Genomic DNA, 24665 nt, shown 5'->3' with positions numbered 1-24665 from the left:
CGACCACACCAGAGCTTCGCTCTGACTTCTCGCGTGGTAACAAATCCGACCGAACCAGCCCGCCACGGGTCGGACGCGAATGGCGGTACCCAGCAGGCTGAACACCCTGCCGTGGAACGGAACGCGGTGTTCCGTGTTGAAGTGCCCGGCGCGTCCGGGGGAAGGCCCCGTTGACAGGGCTGTACGCGCTGTACACCACGCCTTCGGTAATAATTGGGCGGGCACCGTCGAAGGGAGGACGCGAAAGCGTACTTCGCTCCCGAGGAAACGCACAACCTTGGACTCCGCTTTGCGGATTCCCGCGACTTTAGGCGCGGGAGGATGTCAATATGGCCAACGGTCCGGAGTCCCTGCATGGGTTCGACCGAACTCTTATGAGATTGAAATATTGAGTTGCTGAGAACGTCGTTACCTTCGCAGTGTTCCAGACGACTCCCTCGACGCCCGGAGTAGGTGTGATGGGACCCGCTTCCGTGTAGTACCCAACACAGCTACCGACCGCATGATTTGTTGGGTGAGATCCGCGCTGCGAAATCGGTTGCCTCGCGTGAGAAGGGTCTCCGGTTCGACAACCGGATGAGTCGGGGCGCGGTCGCTGTCAGGTATCCTCGAGAAGCGAGCGAACCCGCTGGACGTAGCTGTTTGCGTCCCAGCTGCGGGTTGCACTGATCTCAGCAAGCAGTTCACGTGCGTCGGCCGACTCGAGCGGTAAACCCCCCTTCTCAGTCACGCTGCCGGTTTCGGTTGCCTCAGCTCTTCACGGTACGAGAGCAGTCCGAGCGAGCGGGGCGGAGACGAAGTCGATCATGAACACGGTCGTTGAGGCACATTTTCTGACCACGGGAGTTATCGGAATCTCGTCTGACGGTATCGCGAACCCTTTACTCGCCGACCGCGTGGGTTCACGTATGAAACCGGGAGACGATACCGACGAAGCCGTGGTCCCCGAGGAGAACCACGAGTACTGGGCCAACCGCTCCGGTGAGTTCTCGCCGGGCTACTACGCCGGAATCGGACAGAACGAGATCACAGAAACTCTCGCGGCAGTGCTCGACCACTACATGGCCAGCGACGCCGAAATTCTGGAAGTGGGGTGTAGCTCCGGTCGCCACCTCGCGCACCTCTTGGACTGTGGGTACGAAAACTTGTCCGGCATCGACATCAACGACGAGTCGTTTGACGTAATGGCCGACCACTACCCCCGGCTGGCCCGGACTGGAGCCTTCCACACCGGCGCTATCGAAGACCTCCTGCCCGAGTTCCCGGACGACGCGTTCGACGTGATCTACTCGGTCGAGACGCTCCAGCACGTCCACCCCGACAACAAGTGGGTGTTCAAGGAGTTGGCGCGGGTCTCTTCCGAGCTACTGATAACCGCCGAGAACGAGGGCAACAGCCCCCAGTGTGGCCGCGAGGGGCACGAAGTGAGTCTAATCAACGACGACTTCCCACTTTACCACTGCGACTGGAAAAACGAGTTCTCGGACCTGAACGTCGCCCAACTCCTCTGCGAACCCGGTAAGCGCGACACGGTGCGGGTGTTCCGAGTTCTCTGAACCCGTGAATGAGGGTGTGGCTCGCCGCTTCCGGTTCCCGAGCCGTTTTCAGACCGTCGTTCGTAGCGCCACCCGTATTGACATCCCCCACGGCCTGAAGGTCATGGTATCGCGCCCGCTCCGTGTCTAATAATATAAACCACTGGGAACGAGTTTGCTGATTACGGACTCGTCGAACTCGAGGACAACGGCAGTGCGAAACGGCCGACGATCCGGTACGACGAGATTTTCGACGCCCATCATCGAGGAGAAGTTAGAGATCGAGCGCGAGGATGTTGAGGTGATCGAAAACGAACCACACGGCGAGGGGAAAGTACTCGAACTGGAGTTTGTGCAACCGGCTCGTACCGAAACTGGGTCACTCTACGCGATCGGAGTAATCGCCGGCGGCTACGCGTCGCTCATTGACACGGGGTACGATACAGAACTGCTTGAGGCTACAGTTCTCGACGAATCTCAGCAGTCGTTTGCCACCTTTCACGTCCTCATAGAGTGGGCAGAAGAGTACAATGAGGGAATCATCACGGCCAGAGGGTACGGGAACAAACCCTGGATGTCAACAAAATCTGGGTGGTTTCTCAGTATATACACACGTCTAGGTATCGTTCAGAGACAGGTGAAGAATTGATCAGCAGGCACAATCGACTAGCGGGTGGTCCCGGCGAGCGCAGCCACTGCCCCTTTGTTTGCCAGCCGATTCACGAGTTGTAGAGGCCACTATGAGTGACACACCGACCGATTCAGAAGCGAATCGGACCACTGAGACCGACCGTCGCCACAACACCCTCAACACGGACACGATGCAGTGGGTGAGCGCGATTGTCGCCCTAGCCGGACTGGGACTCGTCGCCTATCCGTTCATGTTCGAGGCCACAGAGGCGGCGATCTGGAACGATACCCTCACCGGCACGGCAATCTTCCTGCTCGCCGGCTACAATTTCGTCCGTCTGTCGCGGGACCGGCTGGCGAGCGTCGGCATCGCCTCGCTGACCACGCTACTCGGGCTCTGGGCGCTCGTCTCGCCGGCGGTCATCGACATGGGAAGCGGCGTACTTGCGACAACCACCGCCGCCGGCGGACTGATTACGGCTGCCCTCTCGGCCTATAATGCCTACGCTAACAACAGGGCCGATACCCCCGAGCACACTCCTACTCGCACTTAAATACTAGTACCAATTTTTCAGCTCTTCGGAGGCAAAAGCGTATTCGATACTAGTGACGATGAAGTGAACCCATTACTTGATACGTTCACAGACAGAGTGTTCATCTGGCTGGCTAAGATCGAATTGTTCAGTACCCGTATAGCGTGTGGAGACGAATGTCTTCCGCAGACGACCTCCGTAGGACTTAGCAGAGGGGGTTGAAGATGTCGCTCCCTCTTTAGATAGTGGGGTGATCGCCATGGGCGACCACAATCGGATTGTGGCTGTCTGTAGATGCTGTGATTCAGCATACGCAGCGAGAGTGCTCGCAGATGGACGAATCCGCCCGATCGGAGTCCAATCCTGTGAATGTGGAGCTGAAGAGTTCCGCCCACTCAGGTGAATCGTCCCGGTTGCAACCGGCTTCCCGATTCTTTCTTTGTGTCGGAATATTTGACTGGAGCGTTCAGCATCCGTTTGGAGTAGTCGAATTCTACTGTCGGTAGGAAGTGGTAGTGCATACAACCCTGACCCACATCTGGCTCCAGCCCCTCTCAGAGAGTGGCGGTCATCAACCATTTCACTGGCCCAACCACGAGACGGTTCGATGACCGCCGCTCGTCCATCACTAACAGTGCGTTCAGTACCGCATCTGTCGTTACCGAATCGTCCGATTCAGTTCAACGCTGTATCTGAATAAAGAGATTGCGCTACTATCTACTGTTATGACGATTATTTTTTATTTTGGTTACTTCCTCGCCGTATATTATCTGTTCGTAGGCGTAAGCGCCGATGATTGAGATGACCTCTATGTCAAATATGTTTTATTAGTTGGGGCCACCTAGACGAGATGATCGGCGACCACGACGTGGTCCTCGTGGACTGCTATACCGGCTGGTGTGATACCTGTCAGATTCTCGAGGGGACGATCGACGCCCTCGCTGCGGACACTGACGCCGCGGTCGCCGAAGTCGACGTCGATCACCACCAGCGCCTCGCCCAGCAGTTGGGCGCTCGCGGCGTCCCGACGCTCGTCCTCTCCGCCGACGGCCAGCCGGTCGAGCGGGTGGTCGGCGCACAGGACCGGGCGACGCTCGAGGGCCTGATCGAACAACACGCGTAACGACGCGAGTCGAAAACAGAAGGAAATCACGGTCGCGTCTGCTTCTGGCTCGAGCAACGGCGTCGCTGTGTGTCAGCCGAGCGCCGCGAGCGTCTACAGGGTGTCGTACGGTCCCGGCTTCGCCGCCGTCAACCGGTCGACCTGTGCCGGCGAGAGGTCGATCGTCGCGGCCGCGAGGTTCTCCGTAAGCTGCTCGACGGTCCGTGCGCCCACGATCGGTGCGGAGATGCCGTCCCGATGCAGGTGCCACGCGAGCGCGACCTGTGCGGGCGAGGCGTCGACCTCCTCGGCGACCGCCTCGAGTTCGTCGTGGACGTCGAAGTTCTCGTCGGTCAGGTAGGAGTCCCTGAACCGGCTCGATTCGGCGGCCTTCGACTCGTCCGGGAGGTCCTCGTCGCGGGCGTACTTGCCGGTCAAAAAGCCCTGCCCGAGCGGGCTCCACGGACAGACCGCGAGGTTGCGCTGGCGAGCGAATTCGAGGTAATCGCCCTCGATCTCGCGGTCGACGAGGTTGTACCGCGGCTGCAGGACGGTAAACGGCTCCCAGCCGTTGGCCTCGGCGATCGCGTTCGCGCGGGCGACTTTCCACGCGTTCGGACGCAGCGTGGAGGCACCGAGGTAGTGGACGTTCCCCGATTCGACGATCCCGTTCAGGGTTTTCATCAGCTCTCGAGTCGGCGTCTCGTCGTCCCACCGGTGGATATAGAGGACGTCGATGTACTCGGTATCGAGTCGATCGAGAACGGCGTCGACGCGGTGGCGAACGTTCTTGCGGTTGGTGCCGCGACTGTTCGGGTCGCCGTCGCGGATCTGCCAGTACAGTTTCGAGGCGATCGTGTAGCGTTCTCGGTCGCGGTCGGCAAGCCAGTCGCCGATCCATCGTTCGCTGTCACCGCCACCGTAGACGTCCGCGGTGTCGATGTACCGGCCACCGGCCTCGGCGTAGGTATCGAGCAGGTCGTGAGCCCTGTCCTCGCTGATCTCGAGGGTTCCCTCCTCCGTCGTCCGGCCGAAGCGCCACGTTCCGAACTGGAGTTCGCTCGTCTGGATACCGGTACGACCGAGCGGGACGAAGTCGAGGTCGATCTCTGCAAGGGACTGGGTCATCTGGGCCTACTTGACGCGACGAGTGGAAAAAAGTGGAGATTGCGGCGAACGGCGTCGCGTCGCTCGAGTCCGCGCCGAACAGCCATACTCGCGACCGCGACGGTGCCGACCAACACTATCGTTGCGAGCACCAGTAGTGAACGAACCGCTGCGGTTCAGTGCTGGAAACTCGAGCGGCGTTGGTCGGCCGTCGTCCCTCAACCGCCGGCACTCGCCGCAAAAGTACTTCCGCGGGAGACAGGACGTTTCGTCGGCCGAGTTCTATCTGCCGAATCCATACCGTGATCGATAAAAGCACCACTCTTCTCGACCGATAACCGAAACGTGACAGTATTGGGACGGGGTCGACGCTCAGGAGAATCGCGAGGCGATGTCGGCTTCGGTGATGATCCCGACGGTTTCACCGGCTTCGGTGATCATCACGGCCTTGTAGTGCTCGAGCAGGTTACTGATCTCGTCTAGCGTGGCGTCTTTCGAGACGGTCGGAAAGCTCTCGCTCATGTGTTCCTCGACGGGTTCGTCCCGCGCTTCCGAGTCGAGATGAACGAGGTCGCTCTGGCTGATCGAGCCCACGGGGATCCCGTCCTGAATGACGGCCAGTTGCGAGTAGGCTTCCGCCTCCATCTTCCGGGCGGCTTCGCTAACCGGATCGTCGGGAGAGACGCTCACGACCGCCTCGTTCATCAGGTCAGCGGCGCGGATGACGTCGCTTTCGGCTTTCTCCAGGGCGTTGACGATCCGCCGGAGCGTCGAGAGGCGTGGGTCGACGTCACCGCCTTCGATACGGGCGATCAACGGCTGGGAGACGTCGGCCTTATCGGCGAGTTCGCTCTGGGTCAGCCCGAGTTCGGTGCGGCGCTGACGGAGGTCGGCAGGCGTTGGGAGTTCCATACGTGTCAATAACCACGGGTTATAGAAAGAGCTTTGGGTCGCGTTCGATCCCCGAACCGGCCGCCGTTACTCGTCGTCGGGGACTTCGACGACTTCGACGACCGTCAGGGGGACGTCCCGAAGCGCGCCGCCGACTTCGCTCTTTGCGATCCGCGAGGCGTGTTCCTCGCCGTCGGCGTTGAAGACTTCCATCTCGAGCGCGAGTCCGACGAGCGCGGTGTCGGCCGCGATAAATGCGGAGTCGAAGGGTTCGCCACAGGCGGGACAGCCCGTCGCGCCGACCTCGACCTCGACGTAGTCCATGTCTTCGCTGTTGAGTCGTTTCCCGGCTTCGCTGACGGCGACGCCGATCGCGTCGTCGATCTCCTCGACGTCACGAACGAGCCATGCAGCTTCCATCGCGACGAGATAATTGCCCATACGTCGTGGTCGGTCTGGGGGGTTTCCTGCTTTGCGGTTCGTCCCCGCCTCGAGGTGGCGATACCGGTTGGGTATCGAACACGTCGGCGAGCAGTCCGGCGGAGCGCGCACGCGAGTCGAATAATTAGCATAAGTTACGGGAATCGGGCGTGTCGATTGCCGCCTGCATAGCCGGATTTCGCCGCGAGTGCACCTGCAGTTGTCCGGGTCGAAACTGGATTTGAATCGCACGACGGCGTCGTCCCAATACATAATTAATAAACATTATAAATATCGAGCTTCAAGAAAGCTTATATACGCCCTGCGTCTGACCCACGGCTGTACGCTGATGATAACCCGCGTGTACCGCGCGACCCTGTTCGCACTGTACCAGCTGTGCATTGTGGTCGGTATCGCCGCAATGCCACTCGCAATCGCCGCCCGGCAAGCCGGGTTCACCCTGCCCGTCCACCGGCTCCTCGAGAACGTCGAGGGTGCCTACGAAGCCGCCCAGCCATGAAGTAACTCGATTTCTCGATCCCGATAGCCGTCGAGCCGCCGGAGTCGGCCGCGGACACGGTAGCTGAGGCCGCTCGAGCGGCGCACGGACGACCACCGTCGGAAGCGGAAACGAAGACAGTGACCGCCGGTGTTTTATATCGTGCCGGTCGTACCCTTCGGTCAATGCGAGCACCGCAACACGACTCGGATTTCTCCCGTACGGTCGACCAGCTGGCCGATAATCCGAACCCCTACGAGCCCGAAGTGGGTTCGATGCCCCGAAACGATCTCACGCGCGCCGATCTCGACAACGTCAACAAGACCGGAACGACGACGATCGGCATCTCCACCGCCGACGGCGTCGTCATCGCGACGGACATGCGCGCGAGCCTCGGGGGCCGGTTCGTCTCGAACAAGAACGTCCAGAAGGTCGAACAGATCCACCCCACCGCCGCCCTGACGATGGTCGGCAGCGTCGGCGGCGCCCAGTCGTTCATCTCGAGCCTCCGTGCCGAGGTCAACCTCTACGAATCCCGGCGCGGGGAAGGGATGAGCATCGATGCGCTGGCGACGCTTGCGGGTAACTTCGCCCGCGGCGGCCCGTTCTTCGCCATCCACCCGATTCTGGGTGGCGTCGACGAGGAGGGGAGCCACGTTTACAGTATCGACCCCGCCGGCGGCGTCATGGAGGACGATTACACCGTCACCGGCTCCGGAATGCAACTCGCGTACGGCCACCTGGAACAGGCCTACGAGGAGGACATGTCCAACGACGAGGCGACGACGGTCGCCGCCCGCGGTATCAAGTCCGCAGCCGAGCGCGACACCGGCTCCGGCAACGGCGTCTTCCTCTGTGAGATCACCGACGAGGGCGTCGACATCCACGGCCACCACGACTTCGACGAAGTCATCTAATCGCCGGCAGCGGCCGTGTCTCGTTTTTCTCCGTCGTTCGAACAGCACCGCCAGAAGAACTCGAGTCGAACCGCGCTACTCGAGCGGTGAGCGCAGTTCCTGTTCGCGTTCGTCCGCCCGGGTCCCGTCGGTTTCGGGGCTGGCGAGTTGCTCGGCCCGCCCCGTCTCGCTCGAGCGGTAGATCGCGTCGATCACGCGCTGGACCGTCAGTGCCTCCTCGATCGTGTTGGTCTCCGGGGATCGGCCCGCGGCGACGGCTTCGAGGAACTGCTCGTCCTGTTCCCTGTATCCGGTCACCGACGAGTCGCCACTGAGCGCGGCATCGGCGTAGTGATCACAGCCCGCCGTGCCCGCCTCGAGAATCGTCATGTCGGTGTCCCCGATGTCGAACTGGGCTCCGGCCTGCGTCCCGCGAATCCTGAAGTCCATGCTCTCTTCCCGGTTCGTCGCCCAGGCGGCCTCGAGCGAGATCGTCCGGCCGTCCGCACACCGGATGAAGGCGCTGACGGAATCGTCGACCTCGTAGGTCTCGCTTTCGGCGTCCCAGTTGTCGCCGAACCCCTCGGGATCGGCAACCTCCGGTTCGGTCCCGAACGTCGTTCTGGTGACGCCGGAGACCTCGGTGATCTCGGGGAAATCGAGGGTATAGAGGGCGAGATCGAGTGCGTGGACGCCGATATCGAGCAACGCACCGCCGCCGGCGAGTTCGGGATCGGTAAACCACGAGCCCGGACCGGGGACGCCGCGCCGTCGAACGTAGTTGGCCTCGACGTGGGTGATGTCGCCGAACCGCCCGCGAGCGTTGTATTCGTCGAACATCGCCATCGACGCCGCGTGGCGGTTGTGAAAGCCCACCATACAGATCCCGTCGGCGCTGGCTGCGGCGTCGGCGATCCGCTGTGCGCTCTCGAGCGTGTGTGCGAGGGGTTTCTCGACGAGCACGTCACACCCCGCCTCGAGAGCAGCGACGGTGATCGGTTCGTGAAACCGGTTGGGCGTCGTCACGATCACCGCGTCGACGTTGTCGTCGACGACGAGTTCGTCGTGGGTTTCGAAGGGTTGAGCGCCGAACTCGTCGGCGAACTGCCGTCGTTTCTCGGGCACGAGGTCCGCCCCGGCGACGACCTCGGCACCGAGGTCCTCGATGCTCCGAGCGTGGAGGTGTCCCATCCCGCCGAGCCCGACGATGCCGACGCCGATGCCGGCACCGATCATCGTGAAACACCTGATTTCTTACTGATGGTGGCGGACGAGCAGTGAGAAACGAACCATTTCAGTGTCGTTTGCGTACGATCCCAGTCCATAGAGACAGGCAGTCGGCGACCAAAATAAGGGTTGTGACCGATTAATCTATACAAACGTTTTGTCTTTCACCACTCATGATGGATTTACCTTGCAACTGCAAGTATTAGTTGGATGAATTTAATATTCACCTATGTCTGTCACGGGTGGTGACCAGCCGAGCTAAACGTATCGAGCGTGGATGCGTTCCCGATGAGCGAACCTGCAGTGACGATCTGGAACGAGTTCCGCCACGAGCGCGAGGACGACGACGTCGCGGCCGTGTACCCCGACGGCATCCAGACGACGATTGCCGACGCGTTCGACAGCCACAGCTACGAAGTGCGCACTGCAACGCTCGACGAACCCGAGCACGGGCTCACTGCGGAAGTCCTTGAGGAGACGGACGTCCTGTTGTGGTGGGGCCACCGGGCACACGACGAGGTATCCGACGCAGTCGTCGACCGCGTCCACGAGCGTGTGCTCGAGGGAATGGGGTTGCTCGTCCTCCACTCCGGCCACTACGCGAAGGTTTTCAAGCGGCTCATGGGAACCAGCTGTAGTCTACAGTACAGGGAAGACGGCAACACCGAGCGGCTCTGGATCGTCGATCCCGGCCACCCCATCGCCGACGGACTCAAGGAATCGATCGAACTACCGGAAACCGAGATGTACGGCGAACCGTTCGACGTGCCCGAACCCGACCGGCTGGTGTTCGTCAGCTGGTTCGAGGGCGGCGAGGTGTTCCGAAGCGGCTGTTGTTACCGGCGCGGAAACGGACGGATCTTCTACTTCCGGCCGGGGCACGAGACGTATCCGATCTACGAGGACGATGCGGTTCGGCGGGTACTTCGCAACGCTGTCGACTGGGCCAGCCCGACCGAGGGCGCACCGCGGACGTTCGGCGAGCGGGAGTGACCGCGACCGGGTTCGGTCACGAACACCCGGACGACGGAACCGAGGATAGCCGTTCCAGCGATCGGGCGGCAGAATCAGAACTCCTGTCGGCCTTCGTCCGTGATGACGCTCTCGAGCAGCGACACCGGCGTCGCGTCGTAGGCGGGGTTTTCGACGGCGAACCCTTCGGCGGGCTCGGGCATCACTTCGCTCCCGGTGCGAAACTCGTTTTCGAAGACGAACCCTTCACCGACGACTTTCGACGCCGACCCGAGGACGGTGACGGGGACCTCGAGGTGCGCTGCCGTCGCCGCGATCGGAAACGTGCCAACACGGTTGTAGAGGGTATCCTCGACGATACAGTCCATCCCGACGACGACGCGGTCACACTCCGCCAGATAGACGCCGTTCGCGCTGTCGGTGATCAACGTCGGCTCGACGCCGTCCATCGCCGCGAGACTTCGGGCCATCTTGCGACCGATGTACCGCGGTCGGGCCTCCGTGACGTACACCTCGAAGGACTTGCCCTCGTCTGTCGCCTGCTCGAGGGCCTCGAGCACCGTCGACGAGTAGTCGTGTGTCAGCAGCGTCGCGCCGTCCTCGAGATAGTCGACGGCGTTTTCGGCCGCTAGCCGCTTGCCGGACTCGACCCGGGAGACGACTGCGTCGATCCGGTCCTGTGTCAGGCGTTTCGCCTCCGCGACGCTGTCGGGATCGGCGTCGGCAACGTCCTCGACGACCTCCCGAACCGCGTTTTGCAGCGACGCGTGCGAGGGATTTGCCCGGCGCAACACCGATCCGTTTCGCTCGAGGTCACGGACGTACTCCTCGACGGTGGCGAACTCCCGATCGAGCAGTTCCTCGAGCGCACGCGTCGCGTTTACGGCGACTACCGAGGAGCTGTGTGTCTGCATCTCCTGGATCTCCTCGACCGTCTCGTCGATCATACCTGCATGGATTCCCGAGAGGGCAAAAGGTGTTCCGGGTAGTGCTCGAATCGTGCCACCCTCCCGTCCGGAATCCAATCCCTAGCGGACCGACTCGACTGCAGCCAGCGTATCGAGGTAGCCGGAGCCGTAGTACTGTTTTCCGTATTCCGTCGGAACCGTCGCGGTTCGCTGGAGGGTGTTTTTCACCTGATTCGCGTTCGATCCGGGGGCGACGCTTCGGATCAGTGCGGCCGCGCCGGCAGCCTGTGGCGATGCCATCGATGTGCCGGCCAGATACCCGTACTCGTAGCTCGCACCCAGATACGTTCCGTCGTCGTCGAATTCGGGTTCAGCGAGGCAGTTGAGAACCATGTCGGACTGGTGATCATCGGCTACGGAATCCCCACCCGGCGCGGCGAGATCGACGGCGGAAACGCCGTAGTTCGTATAGGAGGCCGGGCGGTAAACCGGCTCCTCGAGTCCGTCGTTGCCCCACATGTAGCCGACCGGTCCCGTGGCGCTTACCGTGAGTCCGCCCGCGCTCATGCTGGTGTCGACGTAGTCCTTGTTCTTCGTGAGATCTCCGCCCCAGTTCCCACAGGCGTGGGTCAGGACCACGCCCTCACGGGTTGCGTACGTGGTCGTCCGCTGGATCGACCGCCCCCAAAACCGTCCGACGCCCTCCTCGCGGCGGCGGAGGTACGCGCCGAGACTCAGGTTCGCGACGTCCACGTCGTGTTCGACACAGTGAACGATCGCAGCGAGGACGTCCCCGAGGAACACGAACTGGTCCGGGTCGTGGATCGGCGAGAACACGCGGCAGTCGACGATCTCGGCGTCGGGTGCCGTCCCGACGACGCGACCGTTCCCGTCGTCGGAGGCGGCTACGATTCCCGCGACGTGTGTCCCGTGTCCGCCGGCGTACGGGCCGGGCACGCCGTACTCGTCCTCGGTGAAGTTCTTCGACAGGTCCTCGTCGACCGCGTGTTCGAGCGCCGGGTGGGTCGCCGCGACCCCGCCATCGATGACGGCAACCCGGGTGCCCTCGCCGCGCGTATACGACTCGTGGACGTCACGGATTCCCTGGTCTTGCTTGTCCCACTGGTATTCGTACAACGACTCGGCCGTGTCGGAGCCGTTCGTTCCCGGATCGGTCGCGAGCGATCGCTGTTCGGTCGGCATCTCGAGTCGGCATTCGACGTCGCGAGCGAACGACGCGTGCAGCGCCTCGACATCGCGTTCGCGTCCGCGGACCACCGCCAGATCGACCGGTTCGAGACGGTGGAGGACCTCGATGTCGCCGCCATCGACCGACGCCGTGTCGACCACGAACCGATCGGTGGCGGCCGTCGCACTCGCTTCCGCCCGCGCTGATGCCGTCGACGCCGTGGTGAGAGCGCCGAGAGCAGGGACGCCGATACTCGCGCCAGTCCTGATGAACGTTCTCCGTCTCGTGACATCCTCCCCGCCACGAACGGCGGGGCTTCCCCTACGAGGGGAATCCGGGCTGGCAGGTTTCAGTCCGTGTAGGCCGCGAGCGTCATCTGCGAGGATTTCTCGCTCGTCTCACGGTGGACTGTGGCGCTGTCACGGGCGCTCCCATCCCGTGGCGAGTCATCGCGGCCGGGTTCCCAACGGACGCTCTCTCCCCACGGGTTAGCGCGACGAGCGATATTCACCGCCGCGTTGATGTCTGCTTGGAACTCTGTTACGTGGCAGTCGTCGTGTGGACACACGAACTCCGCTTGTTCGGTCCGCCGACCGAGACGGCCGCAAGCGTGGCACGTCTGCGAGGTGTACGCCGCGTTGACGTACTCGACGCGAATCCCTGCCTCGGTGGCCTTGTCTTCGATTCGAGCGTGAACACGGGCGAACGCCCAGTTGTGAAGCCGCCTGTTCATCCACTTGCCGTAGTCGAGATGCTCGCGGATGTACGACAGGTCTTCGAGAACGATAACCGGAGTCTCGAAGGAACGAGCGTACTCAACGGCTTGCCGAGACGCCTTCTCGACAATATCCGTCAGGGCGTTCTGGTAGTGGTCGAATCGTTCGTCCACACGCCACTCGGCGGCGTCACGCTCTTGGAGCCGTTGGAGCGTGGTGTGCATCTCTTTGCGGAGGTGTCGCGCTCGACTGCCACTGATGAGCATCGGCTTCCGTGGTACGTCGCGTTTGAGGGCACAGCCCGTTATCAACGCGCTCTCGCCTACGTCGAAGCCGATGTACGTCTCGTCGTCCGATTCGGTCGGTTCTTCGACCGGGTATTCGACGGTGACGTGCAACTCCCACGACGTGCGGTGTCTCTGGAGGCGCAGTTCGCCGGCCGTCACGTCCTCGTCAAGCAGGCCGAACCAGAGCGATTCCTGTTCGGGGTTAATCCGTAGCGGAATCCAGAAGTTCGTCCCGCGTCCGGGTTGCGGGACCTGCCACACGAAGCCGTAGTCGCGCTCGTCGGAGTAGTCGAACTTGGCCGCCCGATTGACCAGCCGAACCGGATGCTCGTCGTCCAACTCCTCGGCGTCGTACGTGTCGCGGAGTTTGGGGACGTAGGACTTGAGCGCGTCCTTGGCCTGGTAGGGCAGGTCGTAGGGCGTCACGATGTCGTTGACGGCGGCCATCGTGTCGGCCTCGTCGTCGAAGGCGTCGTGGAGTGCGTCGCGGTAGGTGTCCAAGAGCCACTGGAGGCGTTGCTCTTTGCCCGCGGTGGGCGTTGCGAGCGTGGCCTGTAGCGTTTTCGTTACCGTCTCGGACACACTACCCGGTAGGCGACCGACACACATAAACGTAACTTTAGTGTAACACCATACATGAAGTACGTCAAGATAGAGTTCGAGGACGAATCGCAGTACGAGAGCCTGAAAGAGACAAAGAAGCGCCACGGGCTGACGTGGCGGGGGATGCTACTCCACGCCCAGAAGGAGTTGGATTCCGGCAGTGCCGATTGAGCGGTGGACAGCGTAGTCAAGTGACGCGATTCCCCACCCGGCCTAAAGGCCGGGGTTCCCTCGCTGATTAAAGATGGTTCTAACCCGTTCTTATTAGAATCGGTTATCAGTATTGGAACCAACCAGTTCCGGACGTGAAACGACCGAGAGGGCGAGCCCCCAACACGCAACCGTTCGAGTAGCGACTCGGCTGCGCTCGAGGACGGGGCGGCCGACTCCTCGAAAGCCCGGCCATCTCGACGCCACCCGGTTCTCGAGCACGAACGAAGAGGGACAGACGATTCCCCGTCCTTCCCTATCGAACAGTATAAATATGGCACCGTATGGGGCTAGCCGTGCCTTGTTCATTGGTACCACACATCTTCACTCATGTTCGACGAAACTGTCTGGTCGAGCGACGAGCAGTCAACCAAACGGATCGAAACCGAGCCGGAGCCGAAGACGATCGACGAGGTCGAGCTGACGGCGATCCGAGCGAAACCGGTCGCGAAGTTCCTGCTCGCGTTTCTCGTCGGCTTCAGCTTCTTCCTCGTGCCGGTCCCCTGGGACGGACAGGTGACGGTGCCGTTCGACATCGTGGTCAGCTGGCTCACGGATTCGTTCCCGACGATGGCAGGTGTCTACGCGCTCGCTCTCATCGTCGCGGGCGGACTCTTGACGACGCTTGCGGAGCTTCGCGACCGCGGCGTGATCGCGCTGAACGACGACATCGCAGCTAGGCTAGCGCTGCCGTACTGGGAGACGTCGGCCCCGTTCTGGTTCTTCCGGGTCGTCGGTGCCGTCCTCGCACCGCTGGTGTTCCTCGAGATCGGCCCCGACTGGCTTCTCGCACCCGGAACCGGCGGACTCGTCTGGGGAACGCTCATCCTCAGCGTCGCGGTCATCATCCCCGTCGGTGCGATCTTCGTCAACCTCTTCGTCGAACTCGGCGGTCTCGAGTTCGTGGGTACCATGGCCCGCCCGATCATGCGTCCGCTGTTCAAGATCCCGGGCCGGGCCGCACTCGACAGCGTCGCGTCGTGGGTCGGCTCGTACAGCGTCGGGCTGTACGTCACGCGCAACGTCTTCGACCGCGGGGAGTACTCGAAACGGGACGTCTACGTGATCTGTACGTGTTTCGCGACGGTGTCGATCGGGTTCGTCGGCGTCGTCGCCGCCACCGTCGATCTGCTCGAGCTGTTCCCGATCATTTTCCTGTCGTATCTGATCTGTATCGCAGTTTCGGGGGTCATCCTCGTTCGGATCCCGCCGCTCAGTACCGTCCCCGACGAGTACATCACGGAACCGAACCCGGAAACGCCGTTCCGTGGTACCCCCGGCGATTACGTCCGGTTCGGGCTGTCGGAAGCGGTGGCAAAGGCCGAATCGGGGAATACGATCGTCGGCTCGGCGGTCCGCGGGTTCGTCGACGGGCTCAAGCTTGCGGTGCTCATCCTCGGAACGATCCTGTCGATCGGGCTGGCAGCCGTGGTCATCGCGGAGTATACGCCGACGTTCGAGATCATCTCCCGTCCGCTGGTGCCGATCGTGTCGGCGCTCGGTATCCCGGACGCCGAGGTCGTCGCGCCGGCGACGATCATCGGCATCACCGAGATGTTCATTCCGGCACTGCTGGTCGCCGAAGCCGACGCGATGGCGCGGTTTTTCGTGGCCGTACTCTCGATCTCCCAGCTGATCTTCTTCTCGGCGGTCGGGCCGATGATGCTGGATATGTTCCACGACGTGCCGATCAGGTTCCGCGATCTCGTGGCGCTGTTCGTGCTGCGAACGATCGTTCTCGTCCCCGTGATCGCGGCGATAACGCACGTCGTGGCGGCTGCCGGGCTCCTCTGAAGTATCCGATCAGTAGAGATAGGAGACAAGCGGCGGAATCAACTTCTGTTCCGCGCGCCGAAGGTGGTCTTCGGCCGTGCGGCGACTCACGCCGAGTTCGTCGGCGATCGCTTCGGTCGTCGTCGCTCTGGGGAGTTCGTAGTAGCCGTTCTCGACGGCGGTCCGGAGGACCGTTCGCTGGCGGGCGGTCAGTTCCGGGAACACCTCGTCAAGCGTCACCAGCGGCGCGGAGTGAACCGGCGTTTCGATCTCGCGTTTCGAGCGGACGTCGATCGCGAAGTCGTCGGCGAGCAACTCCGTGTAGACTTCGGTCAGGCTCCCCGAGTCCAGCGCGAGGATGCGACAGTGTTTCGCTCCCGCTTCGTACCGCAACGGCGGCAGGAGAAGGCAGTTGTGTCGCTCGAGGTACTTCTCGATGGTGGTCGTCTCGCGGGACTTCAGACAGGCGTTCGTGATGACGACCGCCTCGGAGTCGCCGCGGAGCTGCTCGGCGATCCCGATATCCGATTCGACCTGCGCCAGAACCCGCTCGACCGCCTCGCCGCGAACGTACAGTAGATCGGAGTGGTCGTTACACCAGAGTTCGATCCGGCAGTCGGACTCCGCCGTCGGCTCGGCGTAGGCGCTCGTGTCGGCGATACTGAACGTGGCCTCGTACACGATCGCCCTTTGGGACGACTCCTTATAAAACATGCACCGAATGGAACATTCCCGATATTGGGTTTCCCCGTGCTTCGTTTTCACATGGGAACGGAACGAAGTCAGTCGAGCGACCGATCGACGCCGAGCAGCCAGTGGCGCGAGTATCAGGGTGCCCCGACCGGAACGGACCTCGAGTGTCAGGGGTGGCGACAGGAGGCCGCCCTCAGGATGCTCAACAACAATCTCGACCCGGAGGTCGCGGAGGATCCGGAATCGCTCGTCGTGTACGGCGGCACCGGGCGCGCCGCCCGATCGTGGGACGCCTACGACGCGATCCTCGAGGAGTTACGAACGCTCGCGGACGACGAAACCCTCCTGGTCCAGTCCGGCAAGCCGGTCGGCCGGTTTCGGACTCACGAGCGCGCGCCGCGGGTGCTCATCGCGAACTCCAACCTCGTCGGGAAGTGGGACAACTGGGAGCACTTCCACGAACTCGAGGCCGACGGGAAGATCATGTACGGCCAGATGACCGCCGGATCGTGGGCCTACATCGGTACGCAGGGGATCATTCAGGGGACTTTCGAGACGCTCGCGGAACTCGCCCGTCGCCACTACGACGGCGACCTCGCCGGCAAGATCGTCGCCACGGCGGGGCTGGGCGGAATGGGCGGTGCACAGCCGCTTGCCGTCACGATGAACCGGGGCGTCTGTATCGCCGCCGAGGTCGACGAGGAGCGAATCGACCGCCGCATCGAAACCGGCTACTGCATGGAGAAAGCCGACGGCGTCGACGACGCGATCGAACGGGCGCTCGAGGCCGCCGACGCCGGCGAGCCCTACAGCGTCGGCGTGCAGGTAAACGCCGCGGACATGCTCGAACGGCTGCTCGAGCGCGATTTCGTCCCCGACGTCGTCACCGATCAGACGAGCGCCCACGACGCCCTCGAAGGGTACTACCCGTCCGGCTACACCGTCGAGGAGGCCGACGCGCTCCGTGATTCGGACCCCGACGCGTACCGCTCGGAGAGTCTCGAGACGATGGAGCGCCACGTCGACGCGATCCTCGAACTGCAAGAGCGCGGCGCAATCGCCTTCGAGTACGGCAACAACATCCGGGGGCAGGTGGCCGAACACCGCGACAGGGACGACGCCTTCGAGTTCCCCGGGTTCGTGCCGGAGTACATCCGGCCACAGTTCTGTCGCGGCAAGGGACCGTTCCGCTGGGTGGCCCTGTCCGGCGATCCGGAGGACATCTATCGCACCGACGAAGCCGTGCTGGAGCTGTTCCCCGAGAAGGACCACCTCCGGCGCTGGATCGAACTCGCACAGGAGCAGGTCCAGTTCCAGGGACTGCCGAGCCGCGTCTGCTGGCTCGGCTACAACACCGAGGGCGAAGGCGACGAGGAACTGACCGAGCGCGCCCGCTTTGCGCTTCGGATCAACGAACTGGTCGCCGAAGGCGAGATCGCCGCGCCGATCGTGGTCACCCGCGACCACCTCGACGCCGGCAGCGTCGCGAGTCCGTTCCGCGAGACCGAAGCCATGAAGGACGGCACCGACGCCGTCGCGGACTGGCCGCTCCTCAACGCCCTCCTCAACTGCGCCGCCGGTGCCGACATCGTCAGCGTCCACGACGGCGGCGGCGTCGGGATCGGCAACGCGTTGCACGCGAACAACCACGTCGTCCTCGACGGGTCCGAGCTTGCGGCACGAAAGGCCAAGGCGGTGTTCACGACCGATCCCGGGATGGGCGTGGTCCGACACGCCGACGCCGGCTACGAGGACGCGATCGACGAGGCCCGCGAATCGGACGTCACGATTCCGATGGAAGACGAATGACGGCCCGGCACTCGCCCGACGACGCTGCACCGTTCGAACGACCGGACTGGGACGGCTGGCACGGTCCGTCCGGTGACCCCAACGACCGCCAGTTCGGCGACGTCGTGACGCCGCTCGAGGGCTCGAGCGACGACGTCGATGCCGTTCTGGTCGGGGAGCCGTACGACGGAGCCGTGATCGGCCGCCGCGGCGCACGGCACGCGCCGGTCGCGATCCGGCACTCGCTCGCCGGGGTCAAAACGGCCCGCTGCGTGACCGACGGATCGGACGCCGATCCGGCGTTTCGGATCGGCGACCGCGGCGACCTCGAGCTGCCGGACGCCGGCGTCGCCTCGGTTCAGGACCACGTCCATCGAGCCGTCGCCGACGTCCACGATCGGGAGCCGCTGCCCGTCTTCCTCGGCGGGGACAACTCCCTCACGTATCCGAACGTCGCCCCGCTGCTCGAGCGGGGCCGCGTCGGCGTCGTGAACCTCGATGCCCATCTCGACTGCAGAGAAGTCCGCGAGGACGACGGCCCGACCAGCGGCACGCCGTACCGACAGCTGTTGAACGACGGCCTCGAGACGTACGTCTGTGTCGGGGCGCGCCACTTCGAGACGTCCGGGCCGTACGTCGAGTACGTCGACCGGCAGGACGGGACGATCGTCCCCGCGGAGGCGTTCGACGGCGGGACCGACGCCGTCGTCGAACGGGTCCGTGAGGCGATGGCCGACGTCGACCTGCTCTACGTCAGCGTCGACTGTGACGTCCTCGACGCGACGGCGGCCCCGGGCGTCAGCGCGCCGACGCCCGGCGGACTGACGACCCGCGAACTGTTCGCGTTCGTCAGAGCGATGGCCGGAGACGAACGGCTCGCGGGGTTCGAAGTCGTCGAGTGCTCGCCGCCGCTTGACGAACAGGGCCGAACCGTCGACGCCGCAGCACGAACGATCGCTCACGCACTGACAGGCTACGTAACAGCATGAGCTACACCATCATCCACGACGCGAGGGAAGTCGTCATCGGACCGTCGACTTCGACGAGTATCGGGACGTCGAACGAGCCGACCGGAACCGACGCCGCGGATCGGTCGTCCGGCCCGCCGGACGAACCCGTGCTCGAGACCGCATCCGACGCCGCGGTCGTCGTCGAAGACGGGACGGTCGTCGCGGCCGGACCGAGCGACGACGTTACCCGAACCTATCCGGTCGAGAACGCCGGCACCGCCATCGACGCGAACGGACGGTGTGTCCTCCCCGGGTTCGTCGACTGTCACACCCACGCGCTGTTCGCCGGGGATCGATCCGACGAGTTCGAAGCCAAACTCCGCGGGAAATCCTATCAGGAGATCCTCGCCGACGGCGGCGGGATCCTCCGGACCGTCGACAGCGTTCGGGAGGCGAGCACCGACGCCCTCGCCGAGCGGCTCCGATCCCACCTCGATACGATGCTCGCACACGGGACGACGACGGTCGAGGTAAAGTCCGGCTACGGGCTGGACACGGAGACCGAACTCGAGATGCTCTCGGTGATCGACCGCGTCGCCGAGACGCATCCGATCGACGTCGTCCCGACGTTCATGGGGGCACACGCGGTCCCCGAGGGGACGACGACGGAGGCGTACACGGAGCGGGTCGTCGACGAACAGCTTCCGGCCGTCGCCGAGCAGGGGATCGCGACGTTCTGTGACGTCTTCTGCGAGGAGGACGTCTTCTCGGTCGCCCAATCGCGGCGGATCCTCGAAGCGGGGACCGAACACGGACTCACGCCGAAGATCCACGCCGACGAGTTCGCCCGGCTGGGCGGCTCGCAACTGGCAGCGGAGCTGTCGGCCGCAAGCGCCGATCACCTCCTCCAGTCGACCGACGAGGATATCGACGCGCTCGTCGACGCCGGCGTGACGCCCGTGTTGCTGCCCGGAACCGCGTTCGGACTCGGCGGCGAGTATCCGGACCTCGAGCCTTACCGCGAACGCGGCGTGGTTCCGGCGGTCGCCACCGACTTCAACCCCAACTGTCACGCACAGAGCATGGGCTTTGCGGCGACGCTCGCGTGTGTCGGCGTCGGGATGACCCCCGGCGAGGCGATCCTCGGAACGACCCGCTGTGGCGCAGCGGCGCTCGAACGCGACGACGGACTCGGCACGCTCTCGGAGGGCGCGCCGGCCGACCTCGTCGTGATCGACGCCCCCTCGTACCGGCATCTCCCCTACAACTACGACGTCAACCTCGTCGAGACCGTCGTCAAGGGCGGCGACGTCGTGAACTGACGCTTTCGAGGCGGTGCCGGCGGCGGTCGGTCCCCTCGAGTCCCCGGTTCCCGTACGCTTACGTCGCCGCCGTCCCTAGGGCCGTCGATGAGCGTCACCGTCCGGTACACCTGTCCGCACTGCGGAGCCGTCGTCAGCGTCGCTCGGACACCCGACCTCGCGGATCGGTCGGTTACGACGCGGCCCCAGCCGGGCTGGGAGTACGCCCAGCCGACCGACGACGATCTCGAGGCCGCGGACGGGATCGAATTCGTCTGTGGCGAGGACGGTCCCGTCACCGACCGCGACGGAACCGAGATCGAAGGCTGTGGCCGCCCCTTCTACCTCAACTTCGTCCGCTACGAACAGGGGGTCGAACTCGAGCCGGACCCCCCGACCTACGGCGGACCGCGGTTCGATTTCAACGCGTAATCGGTCGCTCGGGTGGTCGACGACTCCGGCCGTCCGATCGGGACCGTCCGGACGCGGTGCGATCGGATCGGGAACTGCGCTCGCTCGCGGTGCGGTCACAGGACCGTGACGGGGCGTCGCTGGAGCTGTACCGGATTGACGATCCGGTGACGCGACAGGGCGTTCGCCGAACGTGATCCCCGGTCGAACGAAGGCGCAGCGCTTCGGCCCGGCTGTTGGATCGAACACAACCCTTTTCGACGCCCGGAAGTACCTACTGACATGGACGAAGACGCCGTTCGCGACCGCCTCCGGACGGTCGAGGACCCGGAACTCGGCGACGATATCGTGTCGCTCGGGCTCGTCAACGAGATCACCGTCGATGGCGATCGAGTCGACATCGATCTCGCGCTCGGAGCGCCGTACTCACCAACCGAATCGGACATCGCGGCGACGGTCCGCGAACTGCTCGAGGACGCTGGACTCGAGCCGGACCTCTCGGCGAGCGTTCCCGATCGCGACGACCTCACGACCGACGAACAGGTCCTGCCGAACGTCAAAAACGTCATCGCCGTCGCCTCCGGGAAAGGCGGCGTCGGCAAGTCGACCGTCGCGGTCAACCTCGCGGCCGGGCTCTCCCAGCTCGGCGCTCGCGTCGGGCTGTTCGACGCCGACGTGTACGGGCCGAACGTCCCCCGGATGGTCGACGCCGACGAGCCGCCGATGGCCACCGAGGACGAAACGCTGGTCCCCCCCGAGAAGTACGGTGTGAAGCTGATGAGCATGGCCTTCCTTACCGGCGAGGACGATCCGGTTATCTGGCGCGGCCCGATGGTCCACAAGGTCATCACGCAACTGACCGAGGACGTCGAGTGGGGCCACCTCGATTACCTCGTGGTCGACCTCCCGCCGGGCACCGGCGACACGCAGCTGACGATGCTCCAGACGATGCCCGTCACGGGTGCCGTCATCGTCACGACGCCACAGGACGTCGCACTGGACGACGCCCGGAAGGGCCTCGAGATGTTCGCCAAACACGACACCGTCGTCCTTGGCATCGCCGAGAACATGTCGACGTTCGCCTGCCCCGACTGCGGCGGCGAACACGACATCTTCGGCTCCGGCGGCGGGGAGGAGTTCGCCGACACCCACGAACTGCCGTTCCTCGGCTCGATCCCGCTTGATCCGGCCGTCCGAGAAGGCGGCGACGGCGGCGAACCGACCGTCCTCGAGGACGACAGCGCGACCGGCGAGGCGTTCCGGACGATCACCGAGAACGTCGCGAACAACACCGGCATCGTCCACCGGCGCAGCGTCTCGCAGGGTCGACGTAACGAAGCGATCTCTTCCGACCGGTGATCCGACCATGACGAACAACGACCAATCGGCACCCCACGAATCGACGAACGCGACGGCGGACCGACGGACGACTACCGACGACGCGGGCGACGAGGGGGACAGCTTCGAACCCGATCCCGAGCGGGTCGCCGCCCTCCGCGAGGTCGCCGACGACGTCCGCGGGGAAACCAGCGAGAGCAAACAGCTCGCGAACATCCTCTACCGGACCAGCGACCTCTACGACGCGGACGAGGAGACGACCCCCGAGGAGATCGTCCGCAACGTCAAGTTCATTCTCGAAGTCAACGAGCGCGGCGGGCTCGGCCGCTGAGCGGCCGCAACCGTTTTGTCGTCAACAAAGCGCCAGCGACGGCCATCTCGAGCGGATGCAACCGGCTGTCGACCCAAATCGAGTGCGGACGACCCCAAACCGCCCCGTTTCGGCGGTCGTCCAGCTGACCGAACACTGTTTACCACTAGAAGGTATTCAATACCATCTCAAACCATTTAGGGGGGACACTTATCCCGTTGTATCCTGTTCGTCGGGATAGAACCAGCGGCGAAGCGTTCACGGCGTTTCGTCACTGCGACCATTCCATCCATGACTAACGCAACGACACCGATCGAAGCCACGTTTGAGATGCAACGCCAGTCGATCAGACAGGGCCAGCGAATGTTCGAGCGGAGTATCGAGTTTCAGGAGAACGCGACGGAGACGGTCCTTCGCAACGGACTGGCAGCCCAACGAAGCGCACAGCGTCAGGGCACCGAACTCGCCCGGCAGTTCCTCAACGCACAGCTCGAGGCGATCTCGTCGGCGCTCGACGAGGACCGGTTCGACGTCCGGTCGACCGTCGACGAGCAGTTCGAGGACGGAACGGCCCACACGCAGCAACTGCTGAACGAGCAGTTCGAGCAGTCCGCCGACCTCGTCCAGCAACTGCTGCACGCACAGTTCGACGCACTCGAGTCGGCGATGAACGGCGACGGGTTCGACGTCCAGTCGACCGTCGACGAACAGTTCGAGGAGTTCGAACGGACACAGGACGAAGCGTGGGACGAGTTCGAAGCGGAGTTTCTCGAAGCGGTCGGCGAGCTAACCGACCAGCAGCGGGAACTCCTCGCGGAGTCGACCGAGTCGATGCTCGAGGCCCAGCAGGAGACCGAACAGCAGACCATCGAAGGGGTCCGCCGCGCCGAGGACGCCGCCGAGACGGTCCAACAGCAGACCGAAGCCGCCGTCCAGACGACCCAGCAACAGACCGAAGCGGTCGCGGAGACCACCCAGCAAAGCGCACAGGATCTGGTCGGCGAAGCCGCCGAAGCGACCGAGGAGGTCGCCGTCGAAACGACCGACGCGATCGAGACGGCCGCCGAACAGGGGATGGACGTCTCACAGGAGAACCTGCAGGCGCTCGAGGGCGTCGGCCAGACCTACGCCGACCGACTGGCCGATCAGGGCATCGAGACCGTCGGCGATCTCGCCGACGCGCAGGCACACACAGTCGCCTCGGCCGCGGAGATTTCGGAGGACCGCGCCGAGGAGTGGATCGAAGCGGCGCAGGCCCAAGAATAACAGTCGGTGGGAACGCGGTTTTTGTTCGAAGAGCCCCTGAAACTGGGGTCAGTATCGCCGGATCTTCGCAGTTACATCTATTACATCGGGTTACATAGCGTCGAGTATGCCCATCGACATCGAGCGTTTCGAGGAAGATCCGGTCCAGGAGCTTCGGGCGAGCGGACAAACGAACGCGGAGGAAATCCTCTCCTTCCTCGCATCATCCCCTGATCGTGCGTTCACGCCGAAGGAAATCCACGAAGCGACCGACGTTGCACGCGGTAGCGTCGGCGTCGTTCTGTCTCGGTTGGAAGACCGCGGACTCGTCCGACACCGCGGAGAGTACTGGGCAATTGCCGACGTCGAGGACATCGAGAAGACACTCAGCGCGATGGCAACCGCTCGTGCGGCGACGGATCGACTCGGTTCGGAAGACCCTGATGAGTGGGGCTCCGGCGTCGATACGGCGAGCGAGAACCAGTAGATGATCGGCAACCAAGGGGAGGTGTGGTGGGGGCCAGCGCCGCACAAATCCGATGCTGCGTAATAAGCGACACGTCGCACCCGGTTTCGACTGAAGAGTGTATCGTCGTCGGGATGACGATCCAGAACCATCCGAACGGAATCGCTGTTCCTGACGAGGCGTGGATTCAGGGGGATCGAAGAAGCAAGCGTACGTTTCTCCCTGGTACGTGACGACGATCAAACGGCGAAACCTCGACGATCAGCAAGGGAAGCTAGCGAACTCGCTCGTCGCAGACGCTATCGAAGCCCTTCACGGTTACACGTCACTCTGACGAATGCTGGCTGGTTTCTGATCGAACCGCCCGATTTAGCTCCGTGGGGGGCTCGTCTCGGAGCAACACTTCCTGTACCAACCGGTCAATATCCTAACGTTCTTTAGGATAGATTGCGCACCACAGAGACGCGCACGAAAGTGCGCAGAGCCGGAGTGCACAGCACCACCCATACACTCCGGCTCGCTGTCACCCCCGCGAAGCGGGAGCAATCCACCATTGGCGCTGGCGAAATAAAGACCTGCCGACGTCTCGCCGACACAGTCGTAGCCGTCGCTGGGTCGCTCGCTGGATTGCCTTTCGCTGCGTCGGGGCCTGAAACCGAGTTACA

24 protein-coding genes and 1 pseudogene are annotated in these 24665 nt (G+C 63.6%); 16 read left to right on the top strand and 9 right to left on the bottom strand.

Translation table 11 applies throughout. The features are described 5' to 3' along the window. Nucleotides 1-598: 598 nt before the first annotated feature. Nucleotides 599-730, bottom strand: coding sequence for a hypothetical protein (locus tag TX80_RS19995; protein WP_268258152.1), 132 nt, complete (start codon nt 728-730; stop codon nt 599-601). A gap of 178 nt (nt 731-908) precedes the next feature. Between TX80_RS19995 and TX80_RS12530 the strand changes: the two genes are divergently transcribed. The 4 genes and pseudogenes from TX80_RS12530 to TX80_RS12515 form a co-directional block, all read left to right on the top strand. Further along, entirely contained in the window at nt 909-1556 is a 648-nt protein-coding gene (locus TX80_RS12530) for a class I SAM-dependent methyltransferase (RefSeq protein ID WP_081661593.1), read from the top strand. A 154-nt stretch (nt 1557-1710) separates the two neighbouring features. Beyond that, on the top strand, nt 1711-2184 hold the full coding sequence (locus tag TX80_RS19025; RefSeq protein ID WP_154658643.1) for a hypothetical protein: 474 nt from the start codon (nt 1711-1713) through the stop codon (nt 2182-2184). Nucleotides 2185-2275: 91 nt separating this feature from the next. After that, entirely contained in the window at nt 2276-2719 is a 444-nt protein-coding gene (locus TX80_RS12520; RefSeq protein WP_049923466.1) for an SPW repeat domain-containing protein, read from the top strand. Nucleotides 2720-3536: 817 nt separating this feature from the next. Then, a pseudogene (locus TX80_RS12515) lies at nt 3537-3821 on the top strand (thioredoxin family protein); the annotation flags it as partial. Nucleotides 3822-3914: 93 nt separating this feature from the next. Here the strand turns inward: TX80_RS12515 and TX80_RS12510 are convergent. The 3 genes from TX80_RS12510 to TX80_RS12500 form a co-directional block, all read right to left on the bottom strand. After that, complete coding sequence (locus TX80_RS12510) at nt 3915-4928, bottom strand: aldo/keto reductase (RefSeq protein ID WP_049923465.1); 1014 nt, start codon at nt 4926-4928, stop codon at nt 3915-3917. Nucleotides 4929-5279: 351 nt separating this feature from the next. Further along, nucleotides 5280-5819: a CBS domain-containing protein gene (locus TX80_RS12505; protein WP_049923464.1), complete on the bottom strand. Its 540-nt coding sequence runs from the start codon at nt 5817-5819 to the stop codon at nt 5280-5282. Between the two features lie 66 nt (nt 5820-5885). After that, nucleotides 5886-6239: a DUF555 domain-containing protein gene (locus TX80_RS12500; RefSeq protein ID WP_049923463.1), complete on the bottom strand. Its 354-nt coding sequence runs from the start codon at nt 6237-6239 to the stop codon at nt 5886-5888. A 663-nt stretch (nt 6240-6902) separates the two neighbouring features. Here TX80_RS12500 and psmB point away from each other — a divergent pair. After that, the gene (gene psmB, locus TX80_RS12490) at nt 6903-7634 is read left to right on the top strand and encodes an archaeal proteasome endopeptidase complex subunit beta (RefSeq protein ID WP_049923461.1); all 732 of its coding nucleotides are present in this window, start codon (nt 6903-6905) and stop codon (nt 7632-7634) included. A gap of 75 nt (nt 7635-7709) precedes the next feature. On the opposite strand, the gene TX80_RS12485 is transcribed toward psmB, so the two are convergent. After that, the gene (locus TX80_RS12485) at nt 7710-8849 is read right to left on the bottom strand and encodes a Gfo/Idh/MocA family protein (protein WP_049923460.1); all 1140 of its coding nucleotides are present in this window, start codon (nt 8847-8849) and stop codon (nt 7710-7712) included. Between the two features lie 279 nt (nt 8850-9128). On the opposite strand from TX80_RS12485, the gene TX80_RS12480 reads away from it, so the two are divergent. Further along, nucleotides 9129-9833, top strand: a complete 705-nt coding sequence (locus tag TX80_RS12480; protein WP_049923459.1) for a ThuA domain-containing protein — start codon at nt 9129-9131, stop codon at nt 9831-9833. Between the two features lie 74 nt (nt 9834-9907). On the opposite strand, the gene TX80_RS12475 is transcribed toward TX80_RS12480, so the two are convergent. From TX80_RS12475 to TX80_RS12465, 3 genes are all read right to left on the bottom strand, one after another. Continuing rightward, nucleotides 9908-10759, bottom strand: coding sequence for a translation initiation factor eIF-2B (locus tag TX80_RS12475; protein WP_049923458.1), 852 nt, complete (start codon nt 10757-10759; stop codon nt 9908-9910). 81 nt (nt 10760-10840) lie between these two features. Further along, entirely contained in the window at nt 10841-12070 is a 1230-nt protein-coding gene (locus TX80_RS12470; protein WP_230198730.1) for a S8 family peptidase, read from the bottom strand. A 188-nt stretch (nt 12071-12258) separates the two neighbouring features. Then, entirely contained in the window at nt 12259-13494 is a 1236-nt protein-coding gene (locus TX80_RS12465; RefSeq protein ID WP_049923456.1) for an RNA-guided endonuclease TnpB family protein, read from the bottom strand. 54 nt (nt 13495-13548) lie between these two features. Here TX80_RS12465 and TX80_RS19465 point away from each other — a divergent pair, with 54 nt between their 5' ends. Next, nucleotides 13549-13686: a hypothetical protein gene (locus TX80_RS19465; protein ID WP_195893074.1), complete on the top strand. Its 138-nt coding sequence runs from the start codon at nt 13549-13551 to the stop codon at nt 13684-13686. Nucleotides 13687-14055: 369 nt separating this feature from the next. Continuing rightward, nucleotides 14056-15519, top strand: a complete 1464-nt coding sequence (locus tag TX80_RS12460) for a YjiH family protein (protein WP_049923455.1) — start codon at nt 14056-14058, stop codon at nt 15517-15519. A 9-nt stretch (nt 15520-15528) separates the two neighbouring features. On the opposite strand, the gene TX80_RS12455 is transcribed toward TX80_RS12460, so the two are convergent. Then, nucleotides 15529-16179: a helix-turn-helix domain-containing protein gene (locus TX80_RS12455; RefSeq protein WP_049924070.1), complete on the bottom strand. Its 651-nt coding sequence runs from the start codon at nt 16177-16179 to the stop codon at nt 15529-15531. Nucleotides 16180-16263: 84 nt separating this feature from the next. Here TX80_RS12455 and hutU point away from each other — a divergent pair, with 84 nt between their 5' ends. From hutU to TX80_RS12415, 8 genes are all read left to right on the top strand, one after another. Further along, the gene (hutU, locus tag TX80_RS12450; RefSeq protein ID WP_049923454.1) at nt 16264-18000 is read left to right on the top strand and encodes a urocanate hydratase; all 1737 of its coding nucleotides are present in this window, start codon (nt 16264-16266) and stop codon (nt 17998-18000) included. Then, nucleotides 17997-18968, top strand: coding sequence for a formimidoylglutamase (gene hutG / locus TX80_RS12445; protein ID WP_049923453.1), 972 nt, complete (start codon nt 17997-17999; stop codon nt 18966-18968). The genes hutU and hutG overlap by 4 nt, the downstream gene beginning before the upstream one ends. Continuing rightward, complete coding sequence (gene hutI / locus TX80_RS12440) at nt 18965-20251, top strand: imidazolonepropionase (protein WP_081661589.1); 1287 nt, start codon at nt 18965-18967, stop codon at nt 20249-20251. The genes hutG and hutI overlap by 4 nt, the downstream gene beginning before the upstream one ends. An 87-nt stretch (nt 20252-20338) precedes the next feature. Further along, the gene (locus TX80_RS12435) at nt 20339-20662 is read left to right on the top strand and encodes a hypothetical protein (protein ID WP_049923452.1); all 324 of its coding nucleotides are present in this window, start codon (nt 20339-20341) and stop codon (nt 20660-20662) included. A gap of 261 nt (nt 20663-20923) precedes the next feature. Further along, the gene (locus TX80_RS12430) at nt 20924-22000 is read left to right on the top strand and encodes an Mrp/NBP35 family ATP-binding protein (RefSeq protein WP_049923451.1); all 1077 of its coding nucleotides are present in this window, start codon (nt 20924-20926) and stop codon (nt 21998-22000) included. 7 nt (nt 22001-22007) lie between these two features. Continuing rightward, nucleotides 22008-22310, top strand: coding sequence for a hypothetical protein (locus TX80_RS12425; RefSeq protein ID WP_049923450.1), 303 nt, complete (start codon nt 22008-22010; stop codon nt 22308-22310). Between the two features lie 270 nt (nt 22311-22580). Continuing rightward, on the top strand, nt 22581-23555 hold the full coding sequence (locus TX80_RS12420; RefSeq protein ID WP_049923449.1) for a helix-hairpin-helix domain-containing protein: 975 nt from the start codon (nt 22581-22583) through the stop codon (nt 23553-23555). A 106-nt stretch (nt 23556-23661) separates the two neighbouring features. Further along, nucleotides 23662-24021 (top strand): MarR family transcriptional regulator, encoded by a 360-nt coding sequence (locus tag TX80_RS12415; RefSeq protein WP_049923448.1) that lies wholly within the window; start codon nt 23662-23664, stop codon nt 24019-24021. The last annotated feature ends 644 nt before the right edge of the window (nt 24022-24665 follow it).

Source organism: Halopiger djelfimassiliensis (genome assembly GCF_000455365.1).
Classification (GTDB): domain Archaea; phylum Halobacteriota; class Halobacteria; order Halobacteriales; family Natrialbaceae; genus Halopiger_B; species Halopiger_B djelfimassiliensis.
This window is presented reverse-complemented; position numbering and strand designations above follow the sequence as displayed.